The organism is Brevundimonas sp. AAP58 (genome assembly GCF_001295975.1).
Classification (GTDB): Bacteria; Pseudomonadota; Alphaproteobacteria; order Caulobacterales; family Caulobacteraceae; genus Brevundimonas.
On sequence record NZ_LJHU01000011.1, the window covers coordinates 35,892 to 61,336 of the forward strand.

Genomic DNA, 25,445 nt, shown 5'->3' on the forward strand with positions numbered 1-25,445 from the left:
CTCAGACCGCCTCGTCGTAGATGACTTCGAGCGAGGCCTTGGGCACGTAGCTGGCCCCGCGCATGTCGCTCTGGCTGGCGGGCATCAGCCGCACTTCGCCGCCGACCTGATCGGGGCTGAACAGACCCAGGAGGCCGTCCTGCGTCAGGGGCTTGGGATGCTGCGGCAGGCTGTCGGTCACGGCCTGGGCCAGGCCGGCGAACAGGCTGCCCCATTCGCTGTCGGACGTACCGATGATCTGATAGTTGGCGGACTTCCTGCGGATGTCCTCATTGGCCGGGATCGAGGCCAGGACGGGGATGTCGACCGCCTTGGCGAAGGCCGCGGCCTCGCCCGTTCCGTCGTCCTTGTTGATGATCATGCCGGCCACGCCGACGTTGCCGCCCATCTTGCGGAAGTATTCGACCGCCGAGCAGACGTTGTTGGCGACGTAGAGGCTCTGCAGGTCGTTGGACCCGACGACGATGACCTTCTGGCACATGTCGCGCGCGATCGGCAGGCCGAAGCCCCCGCACACCACGTCGCCCAGGAAATCCAGCAGGACGTAGTCGAAGCCCCAGTCGTGGAAGCCCAGCTTCTCCAGCAGCTCGAAGCCGTGGATGATCCCACGTCCGCCGCAGCCGCGCCCGACCTCGGGCCCGCCCAGTTCCATGGCGAAGACGCCGTCGCGCTGGAAGCAGACGTCCTCGATGCGCACTTCCTCGCCGGTCAGCTTCTTGGCGGCGGAGGTGGCGATGATGGTCGGGCAGGATTTGCCGCCGAACAGCAGGCTGGTCGTGTCGGACTTGGGATCGCAGCCGATTAGCAGCACCCGCTTGCCCTGCTGGGCCATCATGTAGCTGAGGTTGGACAGGGCGAAGGACTTGCCCGAGCCGCCCTTGCCGTAGATGGCGATGATCTGGGTTTCCTTGGTGACCTCGCCAGTGTGCACGGGATCCGGCTCGACCTTGGCTTCTTCACGCAGGTGCTTGTGGGTAATCAGGGTCACGGTCACGCGCAGTTCCTCCAATCGAGGATCATCTTGAGGCAGGTCGGTTCGCCGAAGGCGGTCGGATAGGCGTCGTTGGCCTCGGTCGCCGCCATGCGGTGGGTGATGAGACCCTCCAGGCTGAGCGCGCCGGAGGCGATCAGGGCGGTCACCCCGGCCACGTCCTCGGGCCGGAACTCGGCGGCGATGCGGAACCGAGCCTCCTTCATGAAGGCCATGGGGAAGGCGAAGGACAGACGCGCCTCATAGAATCCGGCCAGGACGATCTCGCCGCTGCGGGCCAGCCGCGCGACCAGGAAATCCATCAGGTCCTCGGCGCCGGACGCGTCGTAGATCGAGCGATAGTCGCGGCGATCATCCGCGTCGGGATGGATGGCCACGCCGTTGCGGCGCGCCGCATTGGTTTCCCAGACGGTCGGCTTGTCGTGCCCCATCGCCTCGGTGATCCGCAGCAGTAGACGCCCGAGTGTGCCGTAGCCGACGATCAGGTCTGGCGCCGTGCCACCGACGATGGCGTGATAGGCGGTGGCCGCCAGAGACAGCAGGACCCCGTCGTCCTCCAGCCCGTCCGGCAGGGCGACGGTGCGCGACGATGGCGTGATCAGGGTGCGGGCCGCGCCGCCGAAGAGGCCGCGGGCGTCGATGAAGTGGGACGAGCCGGGGACGAACACCCGCTCGCCGATCCGGTCTTGCGCGTTGGCTCCAGCGTCCACGACGCGGCCGATTGATTCGTATCCGGGCACCAGCGGATAGCCCAGGCCCGGGAAGTGGGGCATGCGGCCGTCCCACAGCAGGCGTTCGGTTCCGGTCGAGATTCCGCTGGCCTCCACCTCGACGACCACATCGTCGGGGCCGGCAGGCTTCAGGTCGAGCAGGCGGAGCGCCAGTCGGCGGGGCTCCTCCAGTACGACGGCTAAAGTGTCCATCTCGATGCCTCGGGAGGCCGGACCAAGATAGGCACCCTCCCAACTGTCAGCTTAGATTGACAGTTGGGGTTGTCAAACTTTGATTACACTTTGTTCTGTCAATTCCGCGCGACAATCAGGCTGGCGATGACCGGCATGGCCGTCCGAACGCGGCGGGCGCTGGCGAATCCCGCTTCCCGGCACATGGAGATTATTTCTCGCGCGGGGCGAGGCCGGCCCGAGCCCATGGCCAGCAGATACATCCCGAAATAGGCGTCCCCGACCCGCTCCGCGCCCGGCTCCTGCGCCATCGGCTCGCCGATCAGCAGAGTGCCACCGGGAGGCAGAGCCGCCTGCGCCGCCTTCAGAATCGCCAGCGCCGGTCCATCGTCGTGATCGTGCAGCACGCGGATCAGGCTGACGGCGTCCGCCCCGGTCGGCAGAGCGTCCCGGAACACATCCCCGCCCGTCGCTTCCAGCGCCAACCCCTCGGCCGCGAACCGCGCCCGGGCCCGCTCGGCCACGGGGGGCAGGTCGAACAGCATCCTCTCCGCGCCCGGTGCCCTTGCCGCCACCGCCCGCAGGAAGGTCCCCTCCCCGCCCCCGACGTCCAGCAACCGCCGATGCCGCGCGACGGGATAGGCGTCGAGCACCTGGGCCGCCACCATGGCCTGGCTGTCGCTCATCAGCCGCGAGTAGGCCTCGGCCTGTTCCGCATCCGGCGGACCGCCCTCCGCATAGGTCCAATAGGCCGCCAGCGCCCCGCCCCCACCGCCGCGCCTTAGCAGGGCCATCGGGTCGGCCAGGTCGGCATAGAGCAGGGCATGGTGCCGGATCATTGCCGCCACGCCCGGCGCGCCCAGCAGGGAGGCTCCCTCGACCCCCAGCGCCCAGCGATCCTCGCCCGCCGGTTCCGCCAGCTTCAGCGCTGCTGCCGCGCGCAGCAACCTCAGCGCCCCGTCGCGATCCAGGTCCACCGCTGCACCGACCGCCTCGACGGACATAGGCCCCTCGGCCAGCCGCTCCAGCAGCCCCGAGGTCACGCAGGCATGGGCGATCTGTGAGTAAACGAACCCGGCCGTGACATCGAACAGGGCGGCCGCCCGTCGGCGCGCGATGGGCAGCGTCAGCGGAAACCGCGCGGCCCATCTCTGAAAACCAGGAGAACCGATCAGCCTGTTCCGCCAGGCGCGCCATCGATCGTGCAGCTTCATATGGCGCGTATCGACCCACCCGGCCGATTTCCCTTGTGTCAATCCAACTGGACACCTTTAGTGTATCCCTCGCAAGACACGAAAGGCGGGTCATGCCCCGCGACCGGGTCGTCATCGTTGGAGCTGGCATCGGCGGTCTCGCCGCCGCGGTGGACCTGTGCGCCCAGGGTATGGACGTCACAGTGGTCGAAAAGGCCGCCACGCCGGGCGGCAAGCTGTCGGAACAGTTGGTCGACGAACGCGGCATCGATTCGGGTCCGACCGTCTTCACCATGCGCTGGGTGTTCGAGACCCTGTTCGAACGCGCGGGCACATCGCTGGACCGCCACCTGACCGTCCGCCGGGCCGAGACGCTCGCCCGTCATAGCTGGCCCGATGGCTCCACCTTCGACCTGCACGCCGATCTCGACCGCTCGGCCGAGGCCGTGGGCGACCTGTCCGGCGCGGACGAAGCCCGGCGCTTCCGCGCCTTCGCCGCCCGCGCCGCCAAGATCTATCAGGTGCTGGAACGCCCGTTCATCCAGCGGCCCAAGCCGACCATCGCGGGACTGACGCTCGACATCGGCCTGCATCGCCCGCTCGATCAGTGGTCGATCATGCCCTACCGCTCGCTGTGGGCCGAGCTCGGGAGCTATTTCCGTGACCCGCGCCTGCGCCAGCTGTTCGGCCGCTACGCCACCTACGCCGGCTGCTCGCCCTTCAAGTCGCCCGCCACCCTGATGCTGATCGCCCATGTCGAGCAGCAGGGCGTCTGGCTGGTCGACGGCGGCATGCAGCGGATCCCCGAGGCCCTGACCGGCCTGATCCAGTCGCTCGGCGGAACCGTCCGGACCGGCGAGGCCTGCGCCGAAATCCTGACCGAGCGGGGCCGGGCGTCCGGTGTCGTCCTGTCCTCCGGCGAACGGATCGAGGCGCGCACCGTCATCGTGAACGCCGACCCATCGGCCTTGGCGCAAGGCCGGTTCGGCACAGCGGCCGCCCGCGCGGTCTCGGCCACCCCGCCCCGCGCACGCTCGCTGTCGGCCGTCACCTTCGCCTTCACGGCCGAGGCGCGTGACGTGCCGCTGGTGCGCCACAACCTCTATTTCTCGCCCGACTACGTCGCCGAGTTCGACGACCTGCACGCGGGTCGCGCCCCGACCATCCCCACCGTCTACATCTGCGCCCAGGACCGGGGCGATGACGACGGACCACCCCACTGCGAAGGACCCGAGCGGTTTTTCGCCATCACCAACGCGCCGCCGAACGGCGACGTTCACACCTGGTCGCCAGAGGAGATCGACACATGTCGCTCGCGCGCCTTCGCCTCGATCCGAGCCTCGGGGGTCGACTTGCGCCCTCACCTCCCGACGATGGCGGTCACGACGCCAGACTCCTTCGAGAAGCGCTTTCCGGGGACGGGTGGAGCCCTCTATGGCCGCGCGGGTCACGGCTGGGACGGGGCCTTTCGACGGCCCGGAGCCCGTACGCGGATGCCGGGACTCTATCTCTGCGGCGGGGCGACTCACCCTGGGGCGGGCGTCCCGATGGCGGCCCTGTCGGGACGGCAGGCCGCCTTGGCCGTCATGGCGGACCGCGCTTCGATGCGCCGGTCGGCCCCGGCGGCTACGCCTGGTGGTATGTCGACGCCCTCAGTGACGACGGCCGTTTCGGCCTGACCATCATCGCCTTCGTCGGCAGCGTCTTCTCGCCCTGGTACGCCTGGTCGGGACGCGGGAAGCCGGAGAACCACAGCGCCCTCAACGTCGCCCTCTATGGCCCCGGCTGCGAGCGGTGGTCCATGACCGAGCGACCCGCGTCTCAGGTCTTCCGCGACGCCGAGACCCTGCAGCTGGGCCCCAGCTCCGTCCGCTGGGATGGCGATGAACTGGTCATCCGCTTCGACGAGACGACCGCCCCAGTCCCGCCCATGCCGATGATCCCCAAGCGCATGCGCGGCACGGTCCGGGTCCGTCCGCGCGCCATCAACGAGATCGCCTTCCCGCTCGACGACGTGGGCAAGCATATCTGGCGCCCCATCGCGCCCCGGTCCCGCGTCGAGGTCACGCTGGACGACCCGTCCCTGTCCTGGACCGGCGAGGGCTATCTGGACACCAACGCGGGGTCAGAACCGATGGAGGACGCTTTCGAAGTCTGGGACTGGTCTCGCGCCCATCTGCGCCAGGACAGCGCCGTCCTCTATGACCTCAAGCGCAAGGACGGCACCGCCCTCAGTCTCGCGCTGCGGTTCGACAAGGACGCCGTGCCCGAGACCGTCGAGCCGCCGCCGCACGCCCTCCTGCCCCCCACGATCTGGCGCATGCCGCGCCACACCCGCGCCGACGCCGGGCGGCCGGTCCATGTCGAGACGACGTGGGAGGACACACCCTTCTATTCGCGCTCGACCCTGTCGAACCACCTGCTGGGCGAGCCCTGCCAGGCCGTGCACGAAAGCCTGTCACTGGGGCGGCTGAGGTCGCCCATCGTCCGCGCCATGCTGCCCTTCCGCATGCCGCGCTCGCTCCGCTGAGGCCTCTCGGTCGCGCTTCAGCGAGCGCCGGGTCGAGAACAGCTCCCATACGGCCCAGCCCAGAATCAGGCCGAAGACCAGCACGCTCTCGACGATGAACACCTGGGTTCCGCTCATGCGGTGGCCTCCTCCATCAACCCATGCCGCGCGGCCACCTCCTCGATCACCGCCGCGACCAGATCGGGCCGTTCCTCGTGCGCCAGATGGCCCAGCCCGGCCAGAGTTACGATCCGCGCGGCGGGCAGGGATGCACGGACCTCCTCCGCCACCGAAGGCGGCACCGCCTGATCGCGCGTCCCGACCACCAGCGTCAGCTCGGCGATCAACTGCGGCAGGCTCCGCAGCACGTCGGTGATGTCCCAGCTGCCCATCATCCCCAGCGTCCCCGCCACATGCCCGGGCTTCCTCAGGAGGCGGCCATAGAGCTCCACGCCCCGATCATCGATCATCGATCCCGTCCCCCGGATCAGCCGCGCCACCCGGCCTGGATCGCGCGCGGCTTGCGCGAACAGGCCGACCGCCAGCGGATTGACGAACAATCCCATCGCCAGCCCCCGGAACAGCGGCGCGACCGGCCCCGCGAAGGGCTGAAGCGCCCCGTTGATCGCCACGATCGGCGCCTCGCCGAACCGCCCGTCCAGCGACATCCTCAGCGCGATCGCCGCACCCGCCGAATGCGCGACCACCAGACTCGGCCGCACCGACATCGTCTCGATCAGCGCCGTCGTCCGCCGCGCCATGTCCCACAGCGACTGACGATTGTCCCTCGGCATGGCGGTGAAGCCATGCCCCGGCAGATCCGGCGCAACCACGGTGAACCGCTCCGCCAGCCTCGGCATCAGATCACGCCAGCTGTGCGTCGCCGCCCCCGCCCCGTGCAGCAGCAAAACGACCGGCCCCTGCCCCATCGTCTGCACATGCCAGGTCAGATCGCCCGCCGTGACGAAGCGGCTGGCCTCGCGGTTGGGCCAATCCCGGCCCTCGACGGCCCAGTCCGGACGGTCGCCCATGCTCAGACGTCCAGCGACCGCACGAGGTCGCGCACCCGCTCGGCCTCGACATAGGGCAGCGCTGCGAACGTCGCCCCCATCGCCTCGGCCAGCCTGGCTCCATCGCCCCTCGGCCGGGGCGAGACGTCGATCAGCGCCGCCGACACCCCCGCCGCCCGAATGCGCCGGCAGGCCGTCAGGGCGTCCTGCTCCGCCCGCGTTCGGAAAGACGCCCCGTCGAGGGCAATATTGCCCCGTCCATCGGTCATCACGACCAGCAGAGGCGTTCGCCCCTTGGCCCGCTCGCCCAGCGCCAGCGCCGCCGCCGCCTCCAGCCCGCTCGCCAACGGCGTCGTCCCGCCCCCCGCCAGCGCCGCCAGCTCCCGCCGCGCCCTCGCCAGCGACCGCGTCGGCGGCAAGAGCACCTCCGCCGCCTCCTTGCGGAATGCGACCAGCGCCACCTGGGTCCTGCGCACATAGGCTTCGGCCAGCAGCAGCTCGACCGCCCCCTTGGTCTCGGCCAGCCGCTGCAAGGCCGCTGACCCCGAGGCGTCGACCACGAAGATCACTGTCGCCTCGGCCCTCTGCTCGAAACGCCGCACGCGAAAGTCGTCGCGCCGCACCCGCATCGGCTCGCGCATGCCCAGCCGCCCGCCGCGCAGCCTCTGCCACGGCGCGGCGGCCTTCAGCGTCTCGACCAGATCCAGCGCCGCCGCCCCATCCGGCCGCCCCGGCCGCGACCCGATGCGCCGCCCCCGCTTCGCCGCCGGAATCTTCGCCCCCGCCGGTCCCGACCGCGCGGGCGCGCCCCGGACCACCTGCCCCGACGCCGCCCACAGCGCCTCCAGCCCCTCCGGCAAGGCCGCCCGCGCCGCCTCCAGCACCAGATCGTCCAGCACCTCCGGCGTCCGGTCCGAGGCCTCGGTCTCGTCTGCGCCTTCCGCCTCCGCCGGATCGGGCTCGGCCTCGGGCTCCACCTCCTCCGGCACCGGCTGCGGCGGCAGCCGCGTCGCGCGCGGGCTCAGCACCAGCCGCGCCGCCGTCGTCAGATCTTCGGCCTCGATGGCCTGGCGCTCCTCCAGCGCCGCCAGCGCTGCCGCAGTCCGCAGCGTCAGCCGAGGAGCCCGGAGCGACGCCACACCCAGCGCCTCGCACGCCGCGCATACCGCATGGATCGCTGCCTCGTCCGGTGCCGCGACCTGCGCCAGAGCCGCCCGCGCCTCTGCGATGTCGTCCGGCGTGGCGCTGATCGGCTCCGCCTCTTGCCAGCCCACACCGTCCAGATCGATCCGGAACGCCAGCCGCTCCAGCAGGACCTCGGGCGGCCGCTCGTCTTCCAGCCCCTCGTCCAGCGCGACCAGCACGAACCGGGTCGGTGTCCGTTCCGACGCCCCGTCGCGCTCGATCCGCACCGCGCCTTCGTCGATGGCCCCGGCCAGCCGCGCCGCTACCCCGCCGTCCAGCCGCTCGGCCATCGGCGCGATCAGCACGCCGCCATCAGCCTCGACCAGCATGCCCTTCTGCAAAACCCGGGTTCCAGCCCCCAGCGCCGCCGCCAGGTCCAGCCCGCCCAGCAGCCGATCATCGCCGATCCCCGGTGGCAATCGCTTCCACGGAGTCCCGTCCGCGTGCAGCGCCTTCAGCCCCGACAGCCAGTTGTCCCGCACCGGGCCCGGCCCGGCCCGCACGGCCGCTCCGCCCAGCTCCGGATCGACCGCCAGCAGCGCCGCCGCCAGCATCGCGTCGGCCCACTGATCGGCAGCCTGTGTCATGCCGCCAGCAGGTCGTCGATCGCCCGCTCGATCCGGCTGGTTCCCGCCTGATCGTCAAGCGGCCCGCGCCGCAGCCGGTGCCGCAACGCCATCGGCGCGATCCGCCGCAGGTCCGCCTCCGTCACGGTTTCCCGCGTTTCCATCGCCGCCAGCGCCCTCGACGCCCTGAGCAACGTGAGCTCGCCACGCAAGCCATCGGCCCCCACCGCCATGCACAGCCGCGACCCGGCCTCCAGCACGGCGTCGGGCACGGTCACGGCGTCCAGCATCCCTTGCGCCGCCGCCACCTTCTTGCGCACGGCCGCGTCCTTGCTCTTCCAGGCCTTGGCGAACCCGGCCGGATCGCGGTCGAAGGCGTCGCGCCGTTTCACCACCTCGATCCGCTCGGCCAGTGTGTCGGGCGTGCGCACCTCCACCGACAGACCGAACCGGTCCAGCAGCTGCGGTCGCAGCTCGCCCTCTTCCGGATTGCCAGAACCCACCAGCACGAAGCGCGCCGGGTGCCGCACCGACAGCCCCTCGCGCTCCACCACGTTCTCGCCCGACTGCGCCACGTCCAGCAGCAGGTCGACCAGGTGATCCTCCAGCAGGTTCACTTCGTCGATATACAGAAAGCCGCGATTGGCGCGCGCCAGCAGACCCGGCTCGAACGCCTTCTCGCCGAGGGTCAGGGCCTTCTCCAGATCCAGCGCGCCGACGACTCGGTCCTCGGTCGCCCCTAGCGGCAGGTCGACCACCGGCGCGGGCGTCTGGCCCGGCCCCTCATGGCGGCACACACCCACGCAGGCCGAGGACGGCTCATCCGGCTCGCAATTGAATCGGCACCCCGAGATGACCGGCAGCGCAGGCAACAGCGCCGCCAGCCCGCGCACCGCCGTCGTCTTGCCCGAGCCCCGGTCGCCGAAGACCATGACCCCACCCAGCGTGCGGTCCACCGCGGCGAGAAGCAGCGCCAGTTTCATGTCCGCCTGGCCGACGATGGCCGAGAAGGGAAAGACGAGGCGCATGAGTGTCCAATCAGTTTGACACTCACGGTCACACCATTGCGCCGCCGGGTCAACGCGTCGCAGACATGGCAAACCCGCGTCGTTTGAGTTTGTCGCGCGGTTCTGCCTATCGTGAAGCGTGGGCGCTTCGCCCTGCGGAGGGGCCGATGGCCGCATCGACGCCGACAGGCTGGCGCTATCATCCGCAGAGGGATGCGCTGCTGGCCGAGGCCCACGCCCGGCCCTTCACCCCCCTGACCGGGCCCGCGCTCGTCACTCGTATCGCTACCCTGTCAGGCCAGGACGGCGAGGCGGCGGACCGCGATCACATGGCCGCCCTGTGTCGTCGGCTGGGTCAGCCCGAACCCGGCCCGACCGCGCGCTGGGCCGTGCTGGATGGCGGCACCTGGCGTCTTCGGTGGGAGCGGCACACCGAGCTCTCGACATGGACCGGCTTTCGCACGCCTACCGGCTCGACCGCCTTCGACGAGACCGCCTTCGACATGGTCCCAGAGGACTGGCTGGCGAGCTTTCCAGGCGAGGTTCTAGTCGCCACCCGGCTGGAGGTCTGGCCCGCCGTCGATCCGGCGGCGGCGGCGGCCATGTTCGGCATCGAGGTGGTGGGCTCCCGCCTCGCCGACGACGCTGCCATCGTCTTCACAGACTTCCGGCCCGACGGCCGGGGCATGACCCGGCTTCTGATGCTGGCCCACGCCGGCGACGCCTCCCAGACCGGCCGCCTTGTCCAAAGCCTGCTGGAGGTTGAGACCTATCGCCTGATGGCGCTCCTGGCATTTCCCGTCGCCGGCCAGACCGGCCGCGAGCTCGCCGCCATCGAATCGCGCGCGGGCGAACTGGCGGAAAAGCTGACCCAGGACGGCGACCCGGAGGCCGACCGCCGCCTGCTCGACGAACTGTCGGGCCTGGCTGGAGAGACCGAGGCCTTGATCGGCCGCACCGGCTTCCGCTTCGACGCGGCGGCCGCCTACCACCGCATCGTGCGCGAGCGCATCGAGATGCTTCGCGAAGCGCACATCAACGGTCTGCTCACGCTCGGCGAGTTCATGCAGCGCCGTCTCGACCCAGCCATGCGCACCTGCGACGCCGTCGCCGAGCGCCAACGCGCCGCGATCCGGCGCATCGCCCGCATGACGCAGATGCTCAACACGCGGGTCGAGGTGGCGGCTGAGGCGACCAGCGCGGCTCTGCTCGCCTCGATGGACCGTCGCGCCGGGGCTCAGCTGAAACTGCAGCAAACCGTCGAGGGCCTGTCGACCGTGGCCATTTCCTACTACGCCGTCGCCCTGCTCGGCTTCCCGCTCAAGGCGGTCGAAGCCTCTGTTCGGGGCTTTGATGCGACCATCGCCACGGGCGTCGTCGCTCCTTTCGTGGTGGCTGGCGTCTGGTACTGGTTGCGGTCGTTCCGGCGTAAACTCACCGACGAGCACGGCTGACCCAATTTGTCGCGGCGCATCGGGAACTTGCCGCCAGCGCCGCAGTTGACAGTCCAAGCGCCGGGTCTATGGTCCGGCCAACTTTGTAATCCCAGGGAGGCTGCAGGTATGCGTAAGTTTGGTATTGCGGGTGTCGTTGCGGCGAGCGCCCTTCTCGGTCTGGCCGCCTGCTCGGGCGGTAGCGAAGAGGCCGAGGCCCCCGCTGCCGAGGCTCCTGCGGCCGAGGCTCCCGCTGCTGAAGCGCCCGCCGCCGAGCCCGCTCCCGCGGCTGAACCCGCTGTCGCCCCCGCCGCTCCCGCCGCCGCTGGCGCGACCCTGCAGGTTGCCGGCCTGACCGGCGACCCGGCCGCCGGCCAGCGCATCTTCGGCCAGTGCCGCACCTGCCACGTCGTCGAGCCCGGCGTGAACCGCGTTGGCCCGTCGCTGCACGGCATCGTCGGCCGCACCGCCGGCCAGGTCCCGGGCTACAACTACTCGACCGCCAACAAGAACAGCGGCGCGACGTGGGACGCCCAGACCCTGTTCACCTACCTGGAAGACCCCCGTGGCTTCATGCCGGGCACGAAGATGGCCTTTGTCGGCCTGCGCGACCCGCAGCAACGCGCGGACGTGATCGCCTATCTGGCGACCCAGTCCTGATCGAGCCGAACGTCTGAAGATCGAGGCCCCGGTGGAGACACCGGGGCCTTTTTCTATGGGCGATTGGTCAGCCGTCGTCTCAGGTCCAGAAGGTGCAGCGGGAAGGACGCCAGCAGCGCCAGGCTGACCCACGACCAGTCGGCCCCGACCAGGGCAGCGCGCACGCCGAGCAGGATGAAGACGCCAGGTCCGAGCACCAGCAGCGTCGACCAGACATTCATGCGGCGCGTTGCGATGAGCCACGCCGCCTCTACGGCGATGACGACCAGAACGACGTCAACCGCATGACCGCTGGCGAAGAAGGCCTGCACAGGGTCAGGCCGGGCGCAGGCCCAGCAGGTGGCCCATGTCCTTTAGGAAGATGCGCGCGTGCGCCGCCGGCTTCGCCCGCACCAGTTCCTTGTTCATGTAGGCCTGCCAGGTCAGGGCCTGGACGTCGGGATCGGCGCACATGCTGACGAAGCGTTCCCGGCGCTTGTCGGAGCGGTACCAGAAGTGCTGCATGACCCCGAGCACCATGAACACCTTGCCGTGGGCCCTCATGAAACGGCTGCGCGCCGTCTTCAGATGGCGCGGGTCCCGGTTCAGCAAGGCGGCCTCGACCGCCTCCGCCGCCAGCCGCCCGCACTCCATCGCATAATAGATGCCTTCGCCCGACGCCGGGGCGACGACGCCGGCCGCGTCGCCCGCCACGATCACGTCGCGGCCGTTGTCCCAGCGCTTCAGCGGCTTCAGCGGGATCGGGGCTCCCTCCGTCCGCACCGTCTCGCAGGCGTCCAGACCGGTCAGCTTCCTAAGCGCCGTCGTCGCGGTCCTCAGCGAGAATCCCTTCTGCATCGACCCCACGCCGATCGACGCCGTATCCCCATGCGGGAAGATCCAGGCGTAGAAGTCCGGCGACAGCTGACCCTGGTACCAGACATCGCACCGCTGCGGCTCGAAGTCTGCCGCGCCCCGCGAGGGGGCCTTGATGATTTCGTGATAGGCGAAGACGTAGCGCTGCCGATCCGCCCCCTTCACTTCCTGTGCAGCGACCGAGGATTTGGCTCCGTCGGCCCCGATCACCATCCGCGCCCGCACGGCCATAGGCGGCGCGTCCTTGTCGACTCCGACCGCGCGATACAGCACCACGGCCGAGCCGTCGGCCTCGCGCTCGATACCGGTGTAGATGCCGGTCCGCCGCTGGGCCCCCGCCCGCTCGGCGCGGACGCGCAGCCATTCGTCGAAGGTCTCGCGGTTGACCATGCCGACGTAGCCGCCCTCGATCGGCATGCGCACGCGCTTGTCCGATGGCGCGATCATCCGGGCCTCGGAGGCTCGGGCGCAGATCAGGCTGTCGGGAATGTCGAAGTCGCGGATCAGCCGGGGCGGGATGGCTCCGCCGCAGGGCTTGATGCGCCCCTGCCGGTCCAGCAGCAGGACGGTGCGCCCCTGCTCGGCCAGATGCCGCGCGGCGGTCGCGCCCGACGGCCCGCCCCCCACCACGACGCAATCGAAGGTCTCGGCGATGACGCCGAGTTCAGGCCTGGACATGACGGGCTCCCGTGACGGGTGAGGCGACGGAGGATGCCGGTGCGCCGATCCGTGAAGCGATGATGGCCGAGGCCAGGAACAGCCCTGCCTCCAGCGTGAAGACGAGACCAAAGGCAGGCGCATCGGCGCCCATCAGTCCGCGTCCGATATCGACGCCGACGGCACCGAGGAAGCCGCCGGCCGCGAAGCCCAGGGCTTGCGCTGCGCCCCAAACGCCCATGCGGATGCCTTCGCGCGGGCCTTCGCCCTGGCCCGCCAGCCCCATCATGGAGCCGATGGCGGCGACCGCGAACATGCCGTTGAAGAAGCCCAGCCCGAACACCGTCGGCAGGATCGGCCAGCTCGGTCCAATCGCGGCGGCCGCCGTCAGCAGACCCAGCATGGCCGCCGAGCCGACGCAGCCCGCGATGGTCCAACCGCGCATCCACCCGCGGCCCTTGCCGCCGATGAAACCGCCCAGCGCGCCGACCAGCACCATGCCCAGCAACACCCCGCCGTTCTGGACGCCGGACATCTGCGTCGACTGACCGGGCGTCATGGAAAAGACCAGGCCCGCGAACGGCTCCAGGATCAGTTCCTGGGCGCTGTAGGCCACCATCGACACCAGCACGAACACGGCGAACAGCCGCGCCTTCGGATCGGCGAGGGTCTGCCTCAGCGCCTCGGCGAAGGGCGTGGGCACCTCCGCCGCCACGACCGGCGCGACCGCTGGACGTTCCATCTTCCAGGTGGCCAGCAGCGTCACGACGAAGGCGATCAGGGCCACGCCCGACGCCACCACCGCCAGCCGCGCCATGGAGAAGGGGTCGAGCAGTCCTCCGCCGATCCCAGCGGTGAGCACGATTCCCACGATCATCATGATCCAGGTGATGGCCGCCGCCGCCGGTCGCCTCTGCGGCGCGACGCGGGTGGCCAGCAGCGCCAGCAGCGACGTCCCCGCCGCACCGACGCCCGCCCCGATCATGGAGAAGGCGAGAACAGCGAGAGCGATCCCCGCCCAGGTCGATGACGCCATCAGGGCCGTGGCGTTGGTGGCCAGCAGCGCACCCAGCGCCAGCACCCCCATCCCGCCGACGATCCACGGCGTGCGCCGCCGTCCCTGATCCGACCCATGTCCCCAGCGCGGCCGCGACAGCTGCACGACATAGTGCCACGCGACGAGCGCTGCAGGCAGCGCCACCGGCAGGGCCAGCTCCACCGCCATGACACGGTTCAGCGTCGACGTCGTCAGAACGACGATCGAGCCGAGCGCACTCTGCACCAGACCCAAACGGACGATGCCAAGCCAGGACAGCCCCGCCTGCTGACCGCGTTCCATCAGTTTGCTCCCGACAGGTTCGAGACCGCGAAGGCCGAGACCATCATGCCGATGACGTAAAGCGTGGTGCCCGTGGCGTTGTACCAGGGCGTCAGATCCTTCGGCCGCCCCAGCAGACGGACCATGCAGGCGATCTGCGCGGCCAGGAGCGCCGCGACCGCCAGCCCGTGCCACGGACGGTCCCAGGCGACGAACAGCAGGGCCACGACCACCACCTGGGGCGCGGCCATGGCGACGCAGGCGATGCGCGCCGCCCTGTCCTCCCCCAGCACGGCTGGCAGCGAGCGCAGGCCCATCGCCCGGTCGCCATCGACCGCCTTGAAGTCGTTCAGCACCATGATGCCGTAGGCCCCCAGGCTGTAGAGCCCGGCGAGCAGCAGCACCGGCATGCTCGGCAGCGCCCCGGCCATGACCGCCGCCCCCGTGAACCAGGTCAGCCCCTCATAGGAAAAGGCGCAGGCCAGAGGCCCCGCTACGCCCGAAGCCTTCAGACGGAAAGGCGGCGCCGAATAGGCCCAGGCCAGAGCCAGCCCCAGCGTCGTCGCCGCCAGCACCCACGGCCCGGTCAGCGCCGCCACGACCAGCGACAGCCCGGTCCAGACGATGGCGATCCACAGGCCCCAACGCCCCGGAATGCGGCCAGACGGGATCGGTCGATGCGGCTCGTTGATGGCGTCCACATGCCGATCGAACCAGTCGTTGACGGCCTGGCTGGTGGCGCAGACCAGAGGCCCGGTCAGGGCCACGCCCGCGATCAGAAACAGCCACCGCCCCTCGAACGACGCGCCCGACGAGATCACCCCGCAGACGAAGGCCCACATGGGCGGAAACCAGGTGATCGGCTTGAACAGCTCCAGCACGGCGCCCGGCGAGGGTGCGGCAGGCGACGGCGCGGGAAGCGTCCTGTCCATAGGTGACGGTAGGTCTGGACAGGGTCGAGTGTCAACTTGATTGGACACTTCAGGCCGTGAAATGGGAGTCAGTGCCGGGCGTGGAAGTGACTCTCACTTCTCTCACCGAGCGTGTCGCGCAGACCGAACCGATCTGGAAGGCGGAACAGTGTCACCGACGCGCACGTCAGTTCCGGACGCATCAGTCGTCCAGATCGCCCAGGCCGTAGCGACGCAGCTTTGAATAGAGACTCTGGCGGCTGAGGCCCAGGACGTCGGCGGCCGAGGCGCGGTTGTCCTGGGTCAGGTTCAGGGCCGCCTCGATACACATCTTCTCGATCAGGTCGGTCGATTCGCGCACGATGTCCTTCATCGGCACCCGTCCGATCAGCTGGGTCAGCTGCTCGACCGAACGGGCCGTCGCCCCGAGCGGCAGGGCCGTCGAGACCCCGTCGCCTGACGGCAGGCGGCGCGAGACGTTGCGGATGCTGAAGCCATAGGTCGGCCGGCTGTCGTCGGGAACGACCACGGCGGTCACCTCGACGTCCTCAGGCTCGCCAAAGCCGGATCGGATCACGGTGGCGAAGTTACGCAGCGAGCCGTGCTCCTTCAGCTGGGCCAGCATGACCTTCAGGTCGATCTGGGGCCGCCCCAGATAGCGGTCCAGCGGCAGGTGGACCACCTCCTCCCGGCTGGCCAGATGGACCAGGTCCAGAAAGGCCGGATTGGCCGTCAGGATACGCAGGTCGGTGTCGGTCACGACGAAAGCATCAGAGATCCGCGACAACACCGCCGTCAGGGCCGCATTCGGATCGGCGACAGGGGCCAGGCTCTCGGGCGTGAGCCGCACCAGCAGCGACGCCATCCTGTCGTGGCGATAGAGCGATGCCGACAGCAGGCACGCAGCGCCGCCCGCCAGTCGCACGGTCGTGGAGGCGCCCCCCGCGCTGCTGTTGGCCGACGACAGCAGCTCCTCGGCCTCGGCGAAGCTGGAGGAATCGAGCAGGGTGTTGAACGGCTGGCCGATCACGGCGACGGGGTCGCGGCCAGTGACCTTCTGCACCGCCGGATTGGCCTCGCGGATGCGGCGGCTGGTGCCGTCGAGAATCAGCACGGCCTCAGACGCGCTCTGGAACAGCAGGCGATAGCGCTGCTCCGCCTGGCGCAGGCGCAGATAGTCGCGCTCGACCGACTGCTGGACGGCGAGCAGCCGCTGCTGGAGAATCGCCGAGGCCTGAAGGTCGCGCCCGATGACGATGACGCGGCCATCGAGGCCCGCAGACAAGGCGAAGTAGCGGACCGGAATGTCAGCGCCGTCATCCGCCGGATGGTTGACCTGGCGCCAGCGCGCCGCATGGCCCTTGAAGGCTGCGTCCAGCATCTCGGCCACCTTGGCCTTGCTGTCATCGGTGACGGTGTCGATCCAGCGCCGGTCCAGCCAGTCGCCGATGCCGTGCTCGGCCAGATCGCCGCTGGAAACGGAGACGTCGCGGATGACGCCTTCACGATCCAGGATCAGGGCGAGGTCACTGGCGGCGGAGACGAGCCCCGCCGCGGTGTCTGCCGCCAGGCCTCCGAAGGCCCGATCAGGCTCCCGAAACGCGATGGCTGCCGGGGAGGGCGGCTGAACGGTCATCGGGGGCCATTATCGATGCGGCGCCCCATATTCAAGCGACCGATTGCCGGCGCTGAAACAGGGCTTCGGCCACGCGGACGGCCTGGCGGGCGTCGCCGGCCGTTTCGTCGGCCCCCACGCGGGCGACGCGGGCGGGGTCGGTCTCGAAGGCGCGGCCGCCGACGATGACGCGGACATCCTCGTTCATCGAGGCCGTGCGGACATCGGAGATGACAGGGGCCAGGGTGTCCAGCCACCGCTCGTCGGCCATGGAGAAGCCGACCAGGTCGAACCACTCGCCACGCACGGCATCGCGCAGATCCCGCGCCGTGGCGTCGGGCATGCAGACGGTGCGCCAGCCCGCGCGGCGGAAGTATTCCACCACCAGGACCAGGCCGAAGGAATGATGATCGCCGGGCGTCAGGGCGAACAGGGCGGTGCGACCGTCCCCACCCCCGGCCTCGACATGCATGCGGTCGGCGAACTCGTAGACCAGCTGCTGCAGGCGGCACAGGCCGATGGTGACGTCGGTGAAGGCGCAGTCGTCCGCCTCCCACATCTCGCCCAGGCGCTTGGCCGCCGGCGACAGAAGGTCGAAGTAGATCGTCTCGATCCCGACGCCGCGACGGGTCAGGAGATCCACGTGGTCAACCAGGGCCGAGAGGTCCGAGACCATCACCATCCGCGAGAACCGTTCCAGCTCCGCAGGAGCGATCACGCCCGTGGTCATGGGGATCACGTCGCTGTCGGAACCCGCGCGATGGGCCATCAGCAGGCGGGGAATGATCTCGCCCTCGATCAGGCGAGCGAGTGTCAGGGGGGACGGATCGGAAGACGCGGGCAGCTCGCTCTGGCCGATGTCTCGCGCCAGGGATACGACGTTGCCAACGGTTTCGCGCTGAGGCCCCGGACTGGGTCGGCGGTGAGACGGCGCATCGGGCGCGCGATGGGTGTCGGCCATTGAACTCCTCCCCAGGAGTGTCGTCCAACGTCAGGCGTGATCCCCACCCACCCGGCGATGCAGTCTGATGGACCGACGGGAAGTATGCCCCGCCGGATCGTCTCGCATCCTGGCCCATCCTTTTGTCCCCCGTCACCGCGACGATGCGCGGGTGGGGGTTCGGGCCATGCGACGCACGCGCGTCTCTCAACTCACGAGCGACATTCGCTGCCTGTTCATTGAAAGAGTCAAGGTGAGAAAGCTTCGCTGTGTCAATTTCAGTTTACGTCCAATCTATTTGACACTTGTGGGGTCGCGGACCTAGGCTCCGGTCATCGCCTCTATCTCGGGGCGACCCGGAGACGGTCGATGTCCTCGAGCGCGATCCACCCCCAGGGCGGCCAGAATGACCGCCACAAGGGGATTTCAGACCCCGGCCGCAATCTGGTTGATCGCCTGTTCGGCGCCGCCTTGGACGCCGTCGCGCCCTGCCCCTGGAGCGCCCACACCGGCGATCACCGCCTGACGCTGCGCAGCCTGCGCGCGATGCGGGCCAGCCGCCCCCTCTATACGCCCGAGGAACGCGCGCGGCGCGACTCGACGCCGTGGACCCTGGTCCAGGGGATCCTCGCTCCCATCCAGTTCATCGCCTTCGGAATCAGCTTCGTCCTGGTCCTCAGATATCTGTGGACAGGTGAAGGCGCGACCGCCGCGACGGTGTCGATCCTGGTCAAGACGGGCCTGCTGTACCTCATCATGGTGACCGGCGCGGTGTGGGAGAAGGTCGTCTTCGGACGCTACCTCTTCGCTCCGGCCTTCTTCTGGGAAGACGTCTTCTCCATGCTCGTGCTGGCGCTGCACACCGCCTACCTGGCGGCAGTGCTGGCCGGATGGGGCACGCCGGCCGAGCAGATGGCGATCGCTCTGGCCGCTTACGCCGCCTACGTCATCAACGCTTTCCAGTTCGTCTGGAAACTGCGTCAGGCCCGGCTCGAGGGCGACCGCACGGCGCAATCGCCCCCGCAGGCGATGCCCGCATGAGCGCGCCTGCAGCCCTCCTCGATCGCTCCCCCGCGTCGGGGGGCTGCGCCGAATCCCCGGTCCTGCGCGAACGCGGCCAACGCGAGGTCTTCTGCGGCCTGACCGGCATCGTCTGGCTGCACCGCAAGATGCAGGACGCCTTCTTCCTGGTCGTCGGCTCGCGCACCTGCGCCCACCTAATCCAGTCGGCGGCCGGGGTCATGATCTTCGCCGAGCCGCGCTTCGCCACCGCCATCATGGAGGAGAAGGATCTCGCCGGCCTGACCGACACCAATGACGAACTGGACCGGGTGGTCGACCGCCTGCTGGCGCGCCGGCCGGACATCAAGCTCCTGTTCCTCGTCGGCTCCTGCCCGTCGGAGGTCATCAAGCTGGACCTCAGCCGCGCCGCCGGACGCCTGTCCGAGAAACACAGCCCCAATGTCCGCGTCCTGAACTATTCCGGCAGCGGCATCGAGACGACCTTCACCCAGGGCGAAGACGCTTGCCTGGCCGCCCTCGTGCCCCAGATGGCCGCGGCTCCGGCCGATGCCGCGCAGTCCCTGCTGATCGTCGGCGCCCTGCCCGACGTGGTCGAGGACCAGTTCCGCCGCCTGTTCGCCGCCATGGGCATCGAGCGGGTGGACGCTCTGCCCGCCCGCAAGATCGCCGACCTGCCCAGCGTCGGTCCCAACACCCGCTTCCTGGTGGCCCAGCCCTTCCTCGGCGACACGGCCCGGGCCCTGGAGGATCGCGGCGCGGTCCGTCTGGACGCCCTGTTCCCGTTCGGCGCGGAAGGCACCACCGACTGGCTGCACGCCGCCGCCGTCGCCTTCGGCGTGGACGAGATGCTGTTCCGCTCGGTCGTCGCGCCAGGCCGCGAACGCGCCGCCCGCGCCCTGGAAAAGGTCCGCCCCGCCCTGGAAGGCAAGTCGATCTTCTTCTTCCCCGACTCGCAGCTGGAGGTGCCGCTGGCGCGGTTCCTGTCGCGCGAGCTCGGCATGGTCCCGCTCGAAGTCGGCACCCCCTATCTGCACCGCGTCCATCTGAACAAGGAACTGGCCCTGCTGCCGTCGTCCACGGTGCTCAGCGAAGGCCAGGACGTGGACCGCCAGCTGGACCGCTGCCGCGCCGCCCGCCCTGACCTGTCCGTCTGCGGCCTCGGCCTCGCCAATCCGCTGGAGATGGAAGGCCTGACGACCAAGTGGTCGATCGAGCTCGTTTTCTCGCCGGTCCACGGCTTCGACCAGGCGGCCGATCTGGCCGAGCTGTTCGCCCGCCCGATGAACCGCCAGGACCGCCTGTCGGACGCCATCGTGCCCATTCGGCGGAGGGCTGTCTGATGCAGCTGACCGTCTGGACCTACGAAGGCCCGCCCCATGTCGGCGCGATGCGGATCGCCACGGCGATGTCCGGTCTGCACTACGTCCTGCACGCCCCCCAGGGCGACACCTACGCCGACCTGCTGTTCACCATGATCGAGCGGCGCGGGGCCCGCCCGCCGGTGACCTACACCACCTTCCAGGCGCGCGATCTGGGCACCGACACGGCCGAGCTGTTCAAGACCGCCGTCATCGACGCCCATGCCCGCTTCCAGCCCCAGGCCATGATCGTCGGCGCTTCCTGCACCGCCGAGCTGATCCAGGACGATCCCGCCGGCATGGCGCTGGCCATCGGCCTGCCCATCCCGGTCATTCCTCTGGAGCTGCCCAGCTATCAGAAGAAGGAAAACTGGGGCGCGGCCGAGACCTTCCGCCAGCTGGTCCGTCACCTGACGACCGCCGTCGAGCGCACGCCGATGGCGGGCAGGAAGCCGGTCTGCAACATCCTCGGCCCCACGGCGCTCGGCTTCCGTCACCGCGACGACGTGGTGGAGATCACCCGGCTGCTGGAGCGGATGGGCGTCCAGATCAACGTGACCGCCCCGCTGGGCGCGACGCCCGCCGACATCGCCCGCCTGGGGGCCGCCGACTTCAACGTCGTGCTCTATCCCGAGATCGCCGGAGAGGCCGCCAAACAGCTCGAGAAGCAGTGCGGCCAGCCCTCCATCAAGACCGTGCCGCTGGGCTATGGCGCGACGATCGACTTCATCAAGGAGGTCTGCGCCCTGACCGGGCTCGATCCCGCGCCCGTGCTGAACGGCGTCCCGTCGCGGATGCCCTGGTGGTCGCGCTCGGTCGATTCCACCTACCTGACCGGCAAGCGCGTCTTCGTCTTCGGCGACGCCACCCACGTCATCGCCGCCGCCCGCGTCGCCTCCGAGGAGCTCGGCTTCGAGGTCGTCGGCATGGGCTGCTACAATCGCGAGTTCGCCCGCGAGGTCCGCGCCGCCGCCGCCGACCTGGGCCTCACCGCCCTGATCACCGACGACTACCTCGAGGTCGAGGACGCCATCGCCGCGCTCCAGCCCGAACTGGTGCTGGGCTCGCAGATGGAGCGCCACATCGCCAAGCGGCTGCGCATCCCCTGCGCCGTCATCTCGGCCCCCTTCCACGTCCAGGACCACCCGGCCCGCTTCTCGCCCCAGATGGGGTTCGAGGGCGCCAACGTCCTGTTCGACACCTGGGTGCATCCGCTGGTCATGGGACTGGAAGAGCACCTGCTCCACATGTTCCGCGACGACTTCGAGTTCTCGGACGAGGCCGGTGCCTCGCACCTCGGCGGACACGGCGCGAGCGCGGCGAAGACGACGGTTCCGCTCGCGGCCGACGCCGTCGCCTCGACCGATGTCGCCTCGGTCTCCTCGGAGATCGTCTGGGCTCCGGACGCAGAGGCCGAACTCAAGAAAATCCCCTTCTTCGTGAGGGGCAAGGCCAAGAAGAATACGGAACGCTTCGCCGCAGAGCACGGCTTGGCGACCATAGGGGTGGAGACGCTGTACGATGCGAAATCGCACTACAGCCGCTGAGCACAGCACCCCGACGGGCCCCACGACGCCACAGATGCGTGTGGTCATCGTCACTCTCGACAATCATCTGGCGGGCGCCGTGGCCTCCGCCGAGGCTGAGCTGCGCCGCACCGTCCCGGGCCTGACCGTCGCCCTGCACGCGGCGTCGGAGTGGGGCAGCGACCAGACCGCGCTCGACGCCTGCCTGGCCGACATCGCCACCGGCGACATCGTCATCGCCTCGATGCTGTTCGTCGACGATCACGTCCAGATGGTCCTGCCGGCGCTGAAGGCGCGCAATGAAGCCTGCGACGCCATGGTCTGCATGATGTCGGCGGCCGAGGTCGTGAAGCTGACCCGCATGGGTCCCTACAAGATGGACGGCTCGACCAAGGGTCCGCTGGCCATGCTGAAGAAGCTGCGCGGAAACACCAAGGCGACCGGCGGCGTCCCCGGCGAAAAGCAGATGGCCATGCTGCGCCGCCTGCCCAAGATCCTGGCCTTCGTGCCCGGCACGGCCCAGGACGTGCGCGCCTATTTCCTGACCCTGCAGTACTGGTTCGCCGGCTCGACCGAGAACATGGTCTCCATGGTCCGGTACCTGGTCGACCGCTACGCCGACGGCGAGCGGCGGGCCCTGCGCGGCACGATGAAGGCCGCCGCCCCGGTCGAGTATCCCGAGATCGGCGTCTATCACCCCCGCATGGGCGACACGGCGTCGGCCCGCATGGCCGAGAGCGCGGATGCCCTGCCGACCCACGATGGGTCGAACGGCACGGTCGGTCTGGTGATCCTGCGCTCCTACGTCCTGGCAGGCGACGCCGCCCACTACGACGGCGTGATCGAGGCCTTCGAGGCGCGCGGCGTGCGGGTCATCCCCGCCTTCGCCAACGGCCTGGACGCCCGCCCGGCGATGGACAAGCTGTTCATGAAGGACGGCCGTCCGGCGGTGGACGCCATGATCAACCTGACCGGCTTCTCGCTGGTCGGCGGGCCCGCTTACAACAACTCCGAGGCCGCGGCCGAAGTGCTGGGCAAGTTCGACGTCCCCTACATCTCGGCCCACCCGCTGGAATTCCAGTCGTTCCAGCAGTGGAGCGCGGGCGACCAGGGTCTGTTGCCGCTGGAAGCCACAATGATGGTCTCCATCCCCGAGCTGGACGGCGGCATCGCCCCCATGATGTTCGGCGGTCGCACCGACGGATCGGGCGAGGCCTGCACCGGCTGCCGTCGCCGCTGCACCTTCCCCGGTGCCGACGCCAAGTCGATGGTCGCCTGTCCGGAACGGGCCGCCACCCTGGCCCAGCGCGTCGATCGTATGATCGCGCTTCGCCGCTCGGCCCGCGCGGATCGGAGGATCGCCGCCGTCCTGTTCAACTTCCCGCCCAACGCCGGGGCCGCCGGAACGGCCGCCCAGATGTCGGTCTGGGCCAGCCTGCACAAGACCCTGACCCGCCTCGCCGCTGAGGGCTATACGGTCGAGGTTCCCGAAAGCGTCGATGCGCTGCGCGAAATCATGCTGGAGGGCAACGCCGCCCGTCTCGGCACCGACGGCAACGTCCACGTCCGCATCCCGGCCGAGGACCACGTCCGCCGTGAGACCTGGCTGAAGGACATCGAAGCGGTCTGGGGCCCCGCCCCCGGCAAGTCCCTGACCAACGGCTCGGACCTGTTCGTGCTGGGCGCGCGCTTTGGCAACGTCTTCGTCGGCCTGCAGCCGCCGTTCGGCATCGAGGGCGACCCGATGCGGTTGATGTTCGAGGGCGGCTTCGCCCCGACGCACGCCTTCAGCGCCTTCTACCGCTGGATCCGCGAGGACTTCGGTGCCCACGCCGTGCTCCACTTCGGCACCCACGGCGCGCTGGAGTTCATGCCCGGCAAGCAGACCGGCCTATCGGAAGCCTGCTGGCCCGACCGCCTGATCGGCGACCTGCCGAACCTGTATCTCTACGCCGCCAACAACCCGTCCGAGGGCATGATCGCCAAGCGGCGCTCGAACGCGACGCTGATCAGCTACGTCACGCCGCCGGTCAGCGACGCAGGCCTCTACAAGGGTCTGCTGGACCTCAAGGCCCTGGTCGATCGCTGGCGGGCGACCGAGGTCGAGGCCTCCGCCGAGCGCGCCCAGCTGGCTCCGATGATCTTCGAGGCCGCCGAAGTCCTGAACCTCGAGCTGATCGACGGCACCGAGGGCGCCCGCGTCAACGCCCTGATCGCGACGCTCCAGGAGCTGGAGCAGACCCTGATCCCCAACGGCCTGCACGTCCTGGGCGAGGCCTTCACCGCCGACGAACGGGTCGATCTGCTGCTCGCGGTCAGCGAAGCCCGCGAGGGACCCAAGCCCGGCCGCGACGCGGTCCAGGCCATCGTGGACGGCGCCGACGCCCGCACGGCGCTCGGCATCAGCGGTCTGGCCTCCGACACCGCCGGCATCGACCTGTTCCGCCACCTGCACGCCACCAACGTCTCGCTCTCGACCAACCCCGAGATGGAGGCCCTGATCGCGGCCCTAGACGGCGGATATGTCATGCCGTCGCCCGGCGGCGACCTGCTGCGCACGCCCGAGATGCTGCCGACGGGCCGCAACATCCACGGCTTCGACCCCTTCCGCATCCCCTCGGCCTATGCCGTCGCCGACGGCCGCCGCCAGGCCGACCGCCTTCTGGCCAAGCACAAGCTGGAAACGGGTGCCCTGCCGGAATCCATGGCCATCGTGCTGTGGGGCACCGACAATCTGAAGTCCGAAGGCGGCCCGATCGCCCAGGCCATGGCCCTGATGGGTGCCCGCCCCCGCTTCGACGGCTACGGCCGCCTGTGCGGTGCGGAACTGGTCTCGCTGGAAGAGCTGGGTCGTCCCCGCGTCGACGTGATCGCCACCGTCTCGGGCATCTTCCGCGACCTGCTGCCGCTGCAGATGAAGATGCTGGCCGACGCCGCCTGGCTGGCCGCCACCGCCGACGAACCCGTCGAGCAGAACTTCGTGCGCAAACGCGCGCTGGAGCATCAGACCAAGCTGGGCTGCGACCTCGAAACCGCCGCGCTCCGCGTCTTCTCCAACGCCGAGGGGGCCTACGGGGCCTCGGTCAATTCCCTGATCGACTCGGGCGCCTGGACCGAAGAGGGCGAGCTCGCCGACGCCTTCGAGAGCCGCAAGGGCTTCGCCTATGGCCGCAACGGCAAGCCGATGAAGCAGGCCGCCCTGCTGAACAGCGCGCTCGCCGGCATCGACCTGGCCTATCAGAACCTCGACTCGGTCGACCTCGGCGTGACCACCATCGACCACTATGTCGACACCCTGGGCGGCGTCGCCAAGTCGGCTGAACGCGCCCGCGGCAAGGCCTCGCCCGTCTACATCGGCGACCAGACGCAAGGCGAAGGCAAGGTCCGGACCCTGGCCGAACAGGTCACCCTGGAAAGCCGCACCCGCGTCCTGAACCCCCGCTGGTTCGAGGGTCAGCTGAAGCACGGCTCCGAGGGCGTCCGCGCCATCGAGGCCCAGGTGACCAACACCCTGGGATGGTCCGCCACGACAGGCGACGTCCAGCCCTGGGTCTATCAGGAAATCTCGGAGACCTTCGTGCTGGACGCCGTCATGCGCGACCGTATGGCGACCCTGAACCCCAAGGCCTCCGCCCGCATGGCCAACCGGCTGCTTGAAGCCTCCGACCGCGCCTACTGGGCCCCGGACGCCGCTACGCTCCAGGCGCTCCGCGACGCCGCCGACGAACTCGAAGACCGCCTCGAAGGGCTCACGCCCGCCGCGGCGGCTTAAGGACCACACTGATG

At 69.7% G+C, this 25,445-nt stretch carries 20 protein-coding genes; 8 read left to right on the forward strand and 12 right to left on the reverse strand.

Annotation, left to right across the window (positions count from 1 at the left end; translation table 11 throughout):
- Position 1 precedes the first annotated feature (1 nt).
- From IP78_RS01410 to IP78_RS01420, 3 genes are all read right to left on the reverse strand, one after another.
- Positions 2 to 994: a chlorophyllide a reductase iron protein subunit X gene (locus IP78_RS01410; protein WP_197272342.1), complete on the reverse strand. Its 993-nt coding sequence runs from the start codon at positions 992 to 994 to the stop codon at positions 2 to 4.
- Positions 991 to 1,914, reverse strand: coding sequence for a chlorophyll synthesis pathway protein BchC (gene bchC, locus IP78_RS01415; protein ID WP_054109931.1), 924 nt, complete (start codon positions 1,912 to 1,914; stop codon positions 991 to 993). The genes IP78_RS01410 and bchC overlap by 4 nt, the downstream gene beginning before the upstream one ends.
- 98 nt (positions 1,915 to 2,012) lie before the next feature.
- Positions 2,013 to 3,107: a methyltransferase gene (locus IP78_RS01420; RefSeq protein ID WP_054109932.1), complete on the reverse strand. Its 1,095-nt coding sequence runs from the start codon at positions 3,105 to 3,107 to the stop codon at positions 2,013 to 2,015.
- Positions 3,108 to 3,199: 92 nt separating this feature from the next.
- On the opposite strand from IP78_RS01420, the gene crtD reads away from it, so the two are divergent.
- Together crtD and IP78_RS01430 are read left to right on the forward strand one after the other, a co-directional pair.
- Positions 3,200 to 4,765, forward strand: a complete 1,566-nt coding sequence (crtD, locus tag IP78_RS01425; protein WP_054109933.1) for a 1-hydroxycarotenoid 3,4-desaturase CrtD — start codon at positions 3,200 to 3,202, stop codon at positions 4,763 to 4,765.
- A 122-nt stretch (positions 4,766 to 4,887) separates the two neighbouring features.
- Positions 4,888 to 5,616, forward strand: a complete 729-nt coding sequence (locus IP78_RS01430) for a hydratase (protein WP_054109934.1) — start codon at positions 4,888 to 4,890, stop codon at positions 5,614 to 5,616.
- A gap of 113 nt (positions 5,617 to 5,729) precedes the next feature.
- On the opposite strand, the gene bchO is transcribed toward IP78_RS01430, so the two are convergent.
- From bchO to bchI, 3 genes are read right to left on the reverse strand one after another with little or no spacing between them, the layout of a single operon-like run.
- The gene (gene bchO / locus IP78_RS01435; RefSeq protein WP_054109935.1) at positions 5,730 to 6,626 is read right to left on the reverse strand and encodes an alpha/beta fold hydrolase BchO; all 897 of its coding nucleotides are present in this window, start codon (positions 6,624 to 6,626) and stop codon (positions 5,730 to 5,732) included.
- A 2-nt stretch (positions 6,627 to 6,628) separates the two neighbouring features.
- On the reverse strand, positions 6,629 to 8,377 hold the full coding sequence (locus tag IP78_RS01440; RefSeq protein ID WP_054109936.1) for a magnesium chelatase subunit D: 1,749 nt from the start codon (positions 8,375 to 8,377) through the stop codon (positions 6,629 to 6,631).
- Entirely contained in the window at positions 8,374 to 9,384 is a 1,011-nt protein-coding gene (gene bchI, locus IP78_RS01445) for a magnesium chelatase ATPase subunit I (protein ID WP_054109937.1), read from the reverse strand. Before bchI ends, IP78_RS01440 begins: the two co-directional genes overlap by 4 nt.
- 146 nt (positions 9,385 to 9,530) lie before the next feature.
- Here bchI and IP78_RS01450 point away from each other — a divergent pair, with 146 nt between their 5' ends.
- Together IP78_RS01450 and IP78_RS01455 are read left to right on the forward strand one after the other, a co-directional pair.
- Positions 9,531 to 10,817 carry a DUF3422 family protein gene (locus IP78_RS01450; protein ID WP_054109938.1) on the forward strand — a complete coding sequence of 429 codons (1,287 nt, stop codon included), beginning with the start codon at positions 9,531 to 9,533 and terminating at the stop codon, positions 10,815 to 10,817.
- A 108-nt stretch (positions 10,818 to 10,925) separates the two neighbouring features.
- Positions 10,926 to 11,456 (forward strand): cytochrome c family protein, encoded by a 531-nt coding sequence (locus IP78_RS01455; protein WP_054109939.1) that lies wholly within the window; start codon positions 10,926 to 10,928, stop codon positions 11,454 to 11,456.
- Between the two features lie 53 nt (positions 11,457 to 11,509).
- Here the strand turns inward: IP78_RS01455 and IP78_RS01460 are convergent, their stop codons facing one another.
- The 6 genes from IP78_RS01460 to IP78_RS01485 all read right to left on the reverse strand — a co-directional run bounded on the left by IP78_RS01460 (position 11,510) and on the right by IP78_RS01485 (position 17,773).
- A complete protein-coding gene (locus IP78_RS01460) occupies positions 11,510 to 11,767 on the reverse strand; it encodes a hypothetical protein (protein ID WP_054109940.1) in 258 nt (85 codons plus the stop codon).
- A gap of 4 nt (positions 11,768 to 11,771) precedes the next feature.
- Positions 11,772 to 12,989, reverse strand: coding sequence for a geranylgeranyl diphosphate reductase (locus tag IP78_RS01465; RefSeq protein WP_054109941.1), 1,218 nt, complete (start codon positions 12,987 to 12,989; stop codon positions 11,772 to 11,774).
- A complete protein-coding gene (locus tag IP78_RS01470; protein WP_054109942.1) occupies positions 12,976 to 14,307 on the reverse strand; it encodes a BCD family MFS transporter in 1,332 nt (443 codons plus the stop codon). The genes IP78_RS01465 and IP78_RS01470 overlap by 14 nt, the downstream gene beginning before the upstream one ends.
- Positions 14,307 to 15,218 (reverse strand): chlorophyll synthase ChlG, encoded by a 912-nt coding sequence (gene chlG / locus IP78_RS01475; RefSeq protein WP_054109943.1) that lies wholly within the window; start codon positions 15,216 to 15,218, stop codon positions 14,307 to 14,309. The genes IP78_RS01470 and chlG overlap by 1 nt, the downstream gene beginning before the upstream one ends.
- 181 nt (positions 15,219 to 15,399) lie before the next feature.
- The gene (gene ppsR, locus IP78_RS01480; protein WP_082384786.1) at positions 15,400 to 16,833 is read right to left on the reverse strand and encodes a transcriptional regulator PpsR; all 1,434 of its coding nucleotides are present in this window, start codon (positions 16,831 to 16,833) and stop codon (positions 15,400 to 15,402) included.
- A 31-nt stretch (positions 16,834 to 16,864) separates the two neighbouring features.
- Complete coding sequence (locus IP78_RS01485) at positions 16,865 to 17,773, reverse strand: B12-binding domain-containing protein (protein ID WP_054109944.1); 909 nt, start codon at positions 17,771 to 17,773, stop codon at positions 16,865 to 16,867.
- 348 nt (positions 17,774 to 18,121) lie between these two features.
- Here IP78_RS01485 and bchF point away from each other — a divergent pair, with 348 nt between their 5' ends.
- From bchF to IP78_RS01505, 4 genes are read left to right on the forward strand one after another with little or no spacing between them, the layout of a single operon-like run.
- Positions 18,122 to 18,793: a 2-vinyl bacteriochlorophyllide hydratase gene (gene bchF / locus IP78_RS01490; RefSeq protein WP_082384787.1), complete on the forward strand. Its 672-nt coding sequence runs from the start codon at positions 18,122 to 18,124 to the stop codon at positions 18,791 to 18,793.
- Positions 18,790 to 20,115 (forward strand): ferredoxin:protochlorophyllide reductase (ATP-dependent) subunit N, encoded by a 1,326-nt coding sequence (locus tag IP78_RS01495; protein WP_054109945.1) that lies wholly within the window; start codon positions 18,790 to 18,792, stop codon positions 20,113 to 20,115. The genes bchF and IP78_RS01495 overlap by 4 nt, the downstream gene beginning before the upstream one ends.
- Positions 20,115 to 21,680 (forward strand): ferredoxin:protochlorophyllide reductase (ATP-dependent) subunit B, encoded by a 1,566-nt coding sequence (gene bchB / locus IP78_RS01500; protein WP_054109946.1) that lies wholly within the window; start codon positions 20,115 to 20,117, stop codon positions 21,678 to 21,680. Before IP78_RS01495 ends, bchB begins: the two co-directional genes overlap by 1 nt.
- Before the next feature lie 34 nt (positions 21,681 to 21,714).
- Complete coding sequence (locus IP78_RS01505; protein ID WP_231680847.1) at positions 21,715 to 25,431, forward strand: magnesium chelatase subunit H; 3,717 nt, start codon at positions 21,715 to 21,717, stop codon at positions 25,429 to 25,431.
- Positions 25,432 to 25,445 lie beyond the last annotated feature (14 nt).

Coding starts and splice junctions, on each gene's coding strand:
- bchB (WP_054109946.1), top strand. CDS start 20,115: ATGCAGCTGACCGTCTGGACCTACGAAGGCCCGCCCCATGTCGGCGCG.
- bchI (WP_054109937.1), bottom strand. CDS start 9,384: ATGCGCCTCGTCTTTCCCTTCTCGGCCATCGTCGGCCAGGCGGACATG.
- IP78_RS01455 (WP_054109939.1), top strand. CDS start 10,926: ATGCGTAAGTTTGGTATTGCGGGTGTCGTTGCGGCGAGCGCCCTTCTC.
- bchF (WP_082384787.1), top strand. CDS start 18,122: ATGTCCTCGAGCGCGATCCACCCCCAGGGCGGCCAGAATGACCGCCAC.
- crtD (WP_054109933.1), top strand. CDS start 3,200: ATGCCCCGCGACCGGGTCGTCATCGTTGGAGCTGGCATCGGCGGTCTC.
- IP78_RS01495 (WP_054109945.1), top strand. CDS start 18,790: ATGAGCGCGCCTGCAGCCCTCCTCGATCGCTCCCCCGCGTCGGGGGGC.
- IP78_RS01430 (WP_054109934.1), top strand. CDS start 4,888: ATGACCGAGCGACCCGCGTCTCAGGTCTTCCGCGACGCCGAGACCCTG.
- IP78_RS01450 (WP_054109938.1), top strand. CDS start 9,531: ATGGCCGCATCGACGCCGACAGGCTGGCGCTATCATCCGCAGAGGGAT.
- IP78_RS01440 (WP_054109936.1), bottom strand. CDS start 8,377: ATGACACAGGCTGCCGATCAGTGGGCCGACGCGATGCTGGCGGCGGCG.
- IP78_RS01470 (WP_054109942.1), bottom strand. CDS start 14,307: ATGGAACGCGGTCAGCAGGCGGGGCTGTCCTGGCTTGGCATCGTCCGT.
- ppsR (WP_082384786.1), bottom strand. CDS start 16,833: ATGACCGTTCAGCCGCCCTCCCCGGCAGCCATCGCGTTTCGGGAGCCT.
- IP78_RS01420 (WP_054109932.1), bottom strand. CDS start 3,107: ATGAAGCTGCACGATCGATGGCGCGCCTGGCGGAACAGGCTGATCGGT.
- bchO (WP_054109935.1), bottom strand. CDS start 6,626: ATGGGCGACCGTCCGGACTGGGCCGTCGAGGGCCGGGATTGGCCCAAC.
- IP78_RS01505 (WP_231680847.1), top strand. CDS start 21,715: ATGCGTGTGGTCATCGTCACTCTCGACAATCATCTGGCGGGCGCCGTG.
- bchC (WP_054109931.1), bottom strand. CDS start 1,914: ATGGACACTTTAGCCGTCGTACTGGAGGAGCCCCGCCGACTGGCGCTC.
- IP78_RS01485 (WP_054109944.1), bottom strand. CDS start 17,773: ATGGCCGACACCCATCGCGCGCCCGATGCGCCGTCTCACCGCCGACCC.
- IP78_RS01465 (WP_054109941.1), bottom strand. CDS start 12,989: ATGTCCAGGCCTGAACTCGGCGTCATCGCCGAGACCTTCGATTGCGTC.
- chlG (WP_054109943.1), bottom strand. CDS start 15,218: ATGGACAGGACGCTTCCCGCGCCGTCGCCTGCCGCACCCTCGCCGGGC.